Origin of the sequence: Coleofasciculaceae cyanobacterium, from assembly GCA_036703275.1 — a bacterium.
In the GTDB taxonomy this organism is placed as follows: domain Bacteria; phylum Cyanobacteriota; class Cyanobacteriia; order Cyanobacteriales; family Xenococcaceae; genus Waterburya.
On the sequence record DATNPK010000103.1, the window covers coordinates 1 to 6,423 of the forward strand.

At 41.0% G+C, this 6,423-nt stretch carries 6 protein-coding genes; 4 read left to right on the forward strand and 2 right to left on the reverse strand.

From position 1 onward, the window contains the following. Positions 1-210: 210 nt before the first annotated feature. Together recN and nagA are read right to left on the reverse strand one after the other, a co-directional pair. The gene (gene recN, locus V6C71_22815; GenBank protein ID HEY9771292.1) at positions 211-1,965 is read right to left on the reverse strand and encodes a DNA repair protein RecN; all 1,755 of its coding nucleotides are present in this window, start codon (positions 1,963-1,965) and stop codon (positions 211-213) included. 123 nt (positions 1,966-2,088) lie between these two features. After that, positions 2,089-3,273, reverse strand: a complete 1,185-nt coding sequence (gene nagA, locus V6C71_22820; protein ID HEY9771293.1) for an N-acetylglucosamine-6-phosphate deacetylase — start codon at positions 3,271-3,273, stop codon at positions 2,089-2,091. A 197-nt stretch (positions 3,274-3,470) separates the two neighbouring features. Between nagA and purE the strand changes: the two genes are divergently transcribed. The 4 genes from purE to V6C71_22840 all read left to right on the forward strand — a co-directional run. Continuing rightward, positions 3,471-3,992: a 5-(carboxyamino)imidazole ribonucleotide mutase gene (gene purE / locus V6C71_22825; GenBank protein HEY9771294.1), complete on the forward strand. Its 522-nt coding sequence runs from the start codon at positions 3,471-3,473 to the stop codon at positions 3,990-3,992. Between the two features lie 208 nt (positions 3,993-4,200). Then, positions 4,201-5,076: a fatty acid desaturase gene (locus tag V6C71_22830; protein HEY9771295.1), complete on the forward strand. Its 876-nt coding sequence runs from the start codon at positions 4,201-4,203 to the stop codon at positions 5,074-5,076. 53 nt (positions 5,077-5,129) lie between these two features. Continuing rightward, positions 5,130-6,047 carry an o-succinylbenzoate synthase gene (locus V6C71_22835; protein ID HEY9771296.1) on the forward strand — a complete coding sequence of 306 codons (918 nt, stop codon included), beginning with the start codon at positions 5,130-5,132 and terminating at the stop codon, positions 6,045-6,047. Between the two features lie 78 nt (positions 6,048-6,125). Then, a partial coding sequence (locus V6C71_22840) for a hypothetical protein (GenBank protein ID HEY9771297.1) occupies positions 6,126-6,423 on the forward strand: 298 nt, incomplete at its 3' end.

Here is a 6,423-nt window from a genome sequence, read left to right on the forward strand (position 1 = left end):
GAGCAATGATCGCTTGAGCCTTTGTAGCGATTAATTCTTTTTTCCTGCTTGCTCCGTCCCTATGTCGGAGGTTTCCTCCGACGGGGCGGTGCGCTTTAACCTTTTTGAAGCAGTCTATTACGGATAAGCTTCGAGACCGAAAGGAATCCTTTAGGGCAAATGCTTTAGTATAAGCTCCGCGTCCGCTGCTTTGTCTTTCCCCTTTTTGATCTATTTAGATTGAGCAGCTCGATACTTGGCAGCTTTAGTTAATAAAGACTCGGCAAAGGCGATCGCATCTTCGGCGGAATGGCCACCTGTAATTTGAGCTAACTCTTCTGCTCGTACCTCATAATTACTGAGGGTTTTGACTCTTACTACTGTGCGAATATCGGCAATACTGCTGCCGTTTTTGTGTTTTGTGGTAGCTTCTTCAATAATCGTTTTTTCGACTTTAAAATGCCCGCTAGCCATTGCTGCAATCAAGGGTTGATGAGTTACACATAATACCTGATGTTGTTGACCAAGCTGATGTAGTTTTTCAGCGATCGCCTGAGCGACTTTTCCCGATACTCCCGCATCTATTTCATCAAAGATCAAGGTACTGGAACTTTCTTCAGCACCTGTAAAACAAGCTTTTAATGCCAGCAAAAAACGGCTCATTTCCCCACCAGAGGCAATTACCGATAAAGGCTGGATCGACTCTCCAGCGTTAGGACTAAAATAAAACACTACTTTATCTGCACCCATCCCTGTAGGGGTAGATTCAATCAGACGACATTCAAACACCACCTTGTCCATCGCCAGGGGTTTTAGCTCTTTTATGAGCTGCTTTTCTAATTTGGTAGCTGCTTTTTGCCGTAATTGAGTCAGCTTGCGACATTCATCTGTAAGCTGTTGTGAAGCCAGCTCATATTCCTGCTGCAAAGTTTCAATTGATTGTCCACCGCCAGTAATCAGGGCTAACTCTTGCTGTAGCTGTTGCGTTAGCGCGATCGCGTCACTCAAATCTGGACCATATTTACGACAAATATTTTTTAATTGCCTAATTCTGGTTTCGATCTCTTCTAATCGTTGTGGATCTGCCTCTAAATCTTCGCTATAGCTGTTGATCTGTTGTCCTGCTTCTACTATTTGCGCCAATCCTGACTGCACCATTTCTAAAATAGGGGCTAATTCTAAATCGTATTCCACCATCTCCATCAGACAAGATTCAGCCTTGCCTAAAAGATCCGCCCCCGCAGGCGCATCGTCATCCCCTTCATAAAGTAGTTGATATGCCTGATTGCCCAATTGCTGTAGTTCAACTACATGAGAAAGGCGATCGCGTTCTTGTTCTAGTTCATCTAATTCATCGGCATTAGTTAACTCAGCTTCGGTTAAATCTTTTAGCTGAAATTGTAATAAATCTTGTCGTTGCAGTAATTCTTGCTCAGATTGAATACGCTTATCTAAAGCTTTTTTTGTCTGTTGTGCTATTTCATAAGCCTGGACAACTAGATTTAGCTGTTTGATAACTGGTTTGCCACCATAAGCATCTAATAAATGTCGTTGCCGATCCGAAATCAATAAATTTACCGTTTGTCCTTGAGCGGTAATTTCTACGAGACGCGATCGCAATTCTGCCATCAATTGACGATTAACTAAAACCCCGTTTACCCGACTACGCGATCGCATATTGGTTTTGCCGACAACTATCTCGCGACTACAAACCAGGGTATCTTCTTCTAAAGGTTCAATTTCTTGGACTTCTAGCCACTTGTTTAAGTTAGAATCAATCTCAAAGGTAGCTTCAATCACAGAGCGATCGCTACCGCTACGGATCATTCGGCTATTTGCCTTACCGCCTAAGACCATATCAATCGCATCAAGAATAATCGATTTTCCTGCGCCTGTTTCTCCCGTCAGAACGCTCAATCCACTGTCTAAATTGAGTTCTAAAGAATCAACTAAAGCAAAATTATTAATTTTTAGATTAACGAGCATCTAGATAAAATTAAACTAGCTTGAACCGAAATAAATAATTAAAATAATCACTATCAGCAGTTTAGCGAAAGCAGCAGCAAATTATCAGTATTTTTTTATTAAGGTTTTGTAGAACATACCAGATTAGTTTACTCTTGACCACGATAACTTTTGTTGTTCTTGATTCCAGTGCCAACGCAGCAAGTTAGCTTGTTGCCCAATGCCTAAACCTGGTAAGTTAATTGCTTTTCTGGGGGCTTCGGTAGCCATAGCGATCGCTTTTTCGAGATCGCAACCCCATTTAACTAAGTTTTCTACGCCGACTAATAAAGGTAAAGTAGTTCCTGATAATGTAGCGTCGGGTAATCTAGCTGTACCTTCGGTAACGATAATTTCGCGCTCATCCCAAGGATAAACACCATCGGGTAATCCAATTGGAGATAAAGCATCACTGACTAAGAAAATACCTTGGTCATAATTACTAGCTTTGAGAACAATTTCTAACATTGTCGGACAAACGTGATTGCCATCGGCGATTAAACCACAGTAAACATGAGGATTGACGATCGCTTCTCCTAATAATCCTGGTTGGCGGTGGTGCAGACTTGGCATGGCGTTAAAAGCATGAGTCACCATTGATGCACCTCGAACAAATGCCCGTTGCGCTTGTGTAGCCGTCGCCAGCGAATGTCCTAAACTAACGATAATATTTTTGTCTCGCAGGTAACTAATTGCCCTATCGCTACTGTCTAACTCTGGTGCGAGAGTCATCACCTTGACTATTTGGCTATAGTCGCCTAAAACCCGTTTAATATTCTCAATAGTTAAGGGCAATAAATATTGTTCTGGGTGTGCGCCTCGCTTCTGGTAGTTTAAGAATGGCCCTTCTAAATGAACTCCTAAAACCTGTGCTGTGTTGATTGTATTTTGGGTAGCGATAAACTGAGATATGGTAGCCAGCGATCGCTGAATTTTGGCGACTGCGGTGGTTACTATGGTGGGTAAAAAGCCATCTACTCCTTGTTCCCACAGAAAGTCACAGATCTGTTTTAACTTGGGTAAATCAGTAATTTCTAAATCGGGGAAAGCCAAACCCAAACCACCATTAATTTGTAGATCTATTCCCCCTAGCGATAGCCAATCTCCTTGTAAGTCGATTATTGAGTTATCTACTGATAAATCTGGCTGGGATGCGATTACGCTATTGTGCTTGTACTCGAATGAGTGTAGCTTTTGTATCGCTCTAATTTTTCCCGTCGCGATCGCAACTTGCTGAAGATTTTGCGAGTCAATAATCCGAGCATTGGTAATTAATTGATTTACTGTCATTAGCCAAATATTTTGATAAATATCCCGATCGATCGATTAAGATTTTTAATACTTTAAACGGAAAATTTCCAAAATAACTATTTTATCTTTAAGTCAAAGAAGTTTAACTTAAAAATATCTGACTATAATTTATTGATGCGGTGAGAAACAAATTTAATTGAACCAGACATAAATACCCAATTTAGCCTTGAAAAACCTTGACTGACAACCCTCTTATTGGAATTATTATGGGCAGCGATTCTGATTTGCCCACGATGGAAAAAGCGATTGCCGTTTGCGAGGATTTTACTGTGACTTATGAGGTAGCGATCGTTTCTGCACATCGTACCCCAGAAAGAATGATAGATTATGCCCACAATGCCCATCATCGAGGCATTAAAGTCATTATTGCCGGTGCAGGCGGAGCTGCACACTTACCAGGCATGGTAGCTTCTTTGACTCCTCTGCCCGTTATTGGTGTCCCTATTGCTACTCGTCAGCTAAAGGGCGTTGATTCTCTATATTCTATTGTCCAAATGCCCAGGGGAATCCCCGTTGCTACCGTAGCGATTGGCAATGCTCAAAATGCAGGGTTGCTAGCAGTCCAAATTTTAGGGACAGGCGATCGCGCTCTTCAAAATCAGATCGAACAATATCGGCAAAATCTAGCACAAACAGTGTTTGACAAACAGGATCGGCTTGATAAATTAGGATATCAAGCATATTTAGCAGGGATGTAAATGTTTTCGTACGATCTTTGCAGTCTGCCTTGATAAAACAATATGATGATTTCAATAGTGGAATCATCATCATTGGGTAAATTAAGTAAATCGAGCGTTAAATGAGAAAATGCTTGAGATGACTTTACAATTCTTTACCCAGACCTAGAATTGGTGTAAACTACCTGAGAAAACTCATAGATCAAAAGTAAGAGGAGCGAACGAAAAGATGCAGTCGGCTCAGACACTGCGAACAGTGCCAAGAGAGTATTTAAAAGCTCCTGGTGGATTTAATCCCAATGTGTTGATGGTGATTGCAGCGATCGCGTTGCTGACGATATCGACCATTGGTTACTTTTTCTGGGGATTCCCAGATTGGGTTTCTTTTATGGCTAATGTGTTGGCGTTGCACTTATCAGGAACGGTTATTCATGATGCTTCTCATAATAGCGCCCACACCAATCGTCTAATTAATTCTGGCTTAGGACATTGCAGTGCCTTGATGTTAGGCTTTGCTTTTCCTGTGTTTACCAGGGTACATTTGCAGCACCATGCTCACGTCAACGATCCGGAAAACGATCCCGATCATTTTGTTTCCACAGGTGGTCCACTGTGGCTAATTGCTGCTCGTTTTTTTTACCATGAGTTTTTCTTCTTTCAAAGACGTTTATGGCGTAAGTATGAAATATTAGAATGGTTTCTTAGTCGACTATTTTTAGTCACCATAGTTATGTTAGGTATCCACTATGGCTTTATCGGTTATGTAATGAACTTCTGGTTTGTGCCAGCAATGGTAGTAGGGATGGCATTGGGACTATTTTTTGATTATCTACCCCATCGCCCTTTTAAAGATCGCGATCGCTGGAAAAATTCTCGAGTTTATCCCAGCTCCATTTTAAATCTTTTGATTTTGGGACAAAATTATCATTTGGTGCATCATCTTTGGCCTTCGATTCCTTGGTATAAGTATCAGTCAGCCTATTATGAGACTAAACCTCTATTAGATGCCAAAGGTTGTGAACAATCATTAGGGCTTCTAGATGGCAAGAACTTCCTCAGCTTTTTATACGACATCTTCTTGGGCATTCGCTTTCATAAGCATTGATTAGCTATCAAAGAGAAAAGTCTGTAGCTAGCTCGACCAATAAAAATTAAATAATGGATGGTAGATTAAAATTTAAATTTGATATTTATCAGCGTCGTTTTAAACAACCCTTACGAACCAGCCACGGTATTTGGCAAATACGTGAGGGTATTATTATTAGTCTCATCGATCGATTCGGGGTGGTTAGTCAAGGAGAGATTGCTCCTTTGCCTTGGTTTGGTTCAGAAACGATGTCTCAGGCAGTAGAGTTTTGTCAACAGTTAGGAGAGACTATTAGTTTAGAAGATATCGCAGCAATTGCGAATACTCTTCCTGCTTGCCAGTTTGCTTTTGAATCTGCCGTCATAATTTTTTCAACTCAGCAGGATAATCAACCGAAAAATTTAAACTATTGCTATTTATTGCCTGCGGGAGAATCAGCTTTAACTAGCTGGCAAAATATTTATCAGCATCAAGCAGCTACTACTTTCAAGTGGAAGATTGGCGTTTTGCCTTTGGCTAAGGAAATTGAAATTCTCCAGCGGTTGGTTAGCATTTTTCCTCCAGACGTTAGATTAAGACTCGATGCCAACGGAGGATTAAATCTGCAACAGGCACGACAATTATTATCAGTAACTGATACATTAAAAGCGATCGCATTTATCGAACAACCCTTATCCCCAGATAATTTTGCTGATATTTTGCAGCTAAGACAAGAACATACTACTCTTTTAGCATTAGATGAATCTATTGCTAGTTTTAGACAGTTACAAATAGCTCATCAGCAAGGATGGGATGGAGTTTATGTAATCAAGGCAGCTATTATGGGTTTTCCCAGTCGGCTAAAGCAATTTTGTCAGGATAATTGTTTAGATATTGTCTTGTCTTCAGTTTTTGAAACCAAAGTTGGTCGTGGCGCAGTATTGAAAATGGCTGGAGAATTAAATCATCCCCGTGCCGTTGGTTTTGGGGTACAGCATTTCTACGATTAATTAGTTTCTGCAAAAGGAAAGTTAGTTAAAAGCTAAAAACATCTTCTTGACATACTCACCTGAGTGAAGTCGAGGTGATTGTGGAATCAAACAAGAATTGGAAGTGAAACTTCTCTTACATTCTCTACCCCAAGACTAGATGCCCCTAGTCTCAAAATATTAACTAAAGGCATCCAATCGCGTTGGATGCCTTTAGTTTCACAGCTAACACAGTCCCAAGCTCTATCTTTAAGACTGTTAGGGGTCGAGCCGAGGATCGCTCCTCGACACTCCCATTCAAAACCGTGCTTGCGACTTTCACCGCACACGGCTACTCCTGGTTCTTTCGGTACAATCTTTCGTTCCTATTCATCCCACACAAGACCGCCTTGGAAGG

Excerpts from the sequence above, each read along its gene's own strand:
- recN (HEY9771292.1), bottom strand. The coding sequence starts at position 1,965 with ATGCTCGTTAATCTAAAAATTAATAATTTTGCTTTAGTTGATTCTTTA.
- nagA (HEY9771293.1), bottom strand. The coding sequence starts at position 3,273 with ATGACAGTAAATCAATTAATTACCAATGCTCGGATTATTGACTCGCAA.
- V6C71_22830 (HEY9771295.1), top strand. The coding sequence starts at position 4,201 with ATGCAGTCGGCTCAGACACTGCGAACAGTGCCAAGAGAGTATTTAAAA.
- V6C71_22835 (HEY9771296.1), top strand. The coding sequence starts at position 5,130 with ATGGATGGTAGATTAAAATTTAAATTTGATATTTATCAGCGTCGTTTT.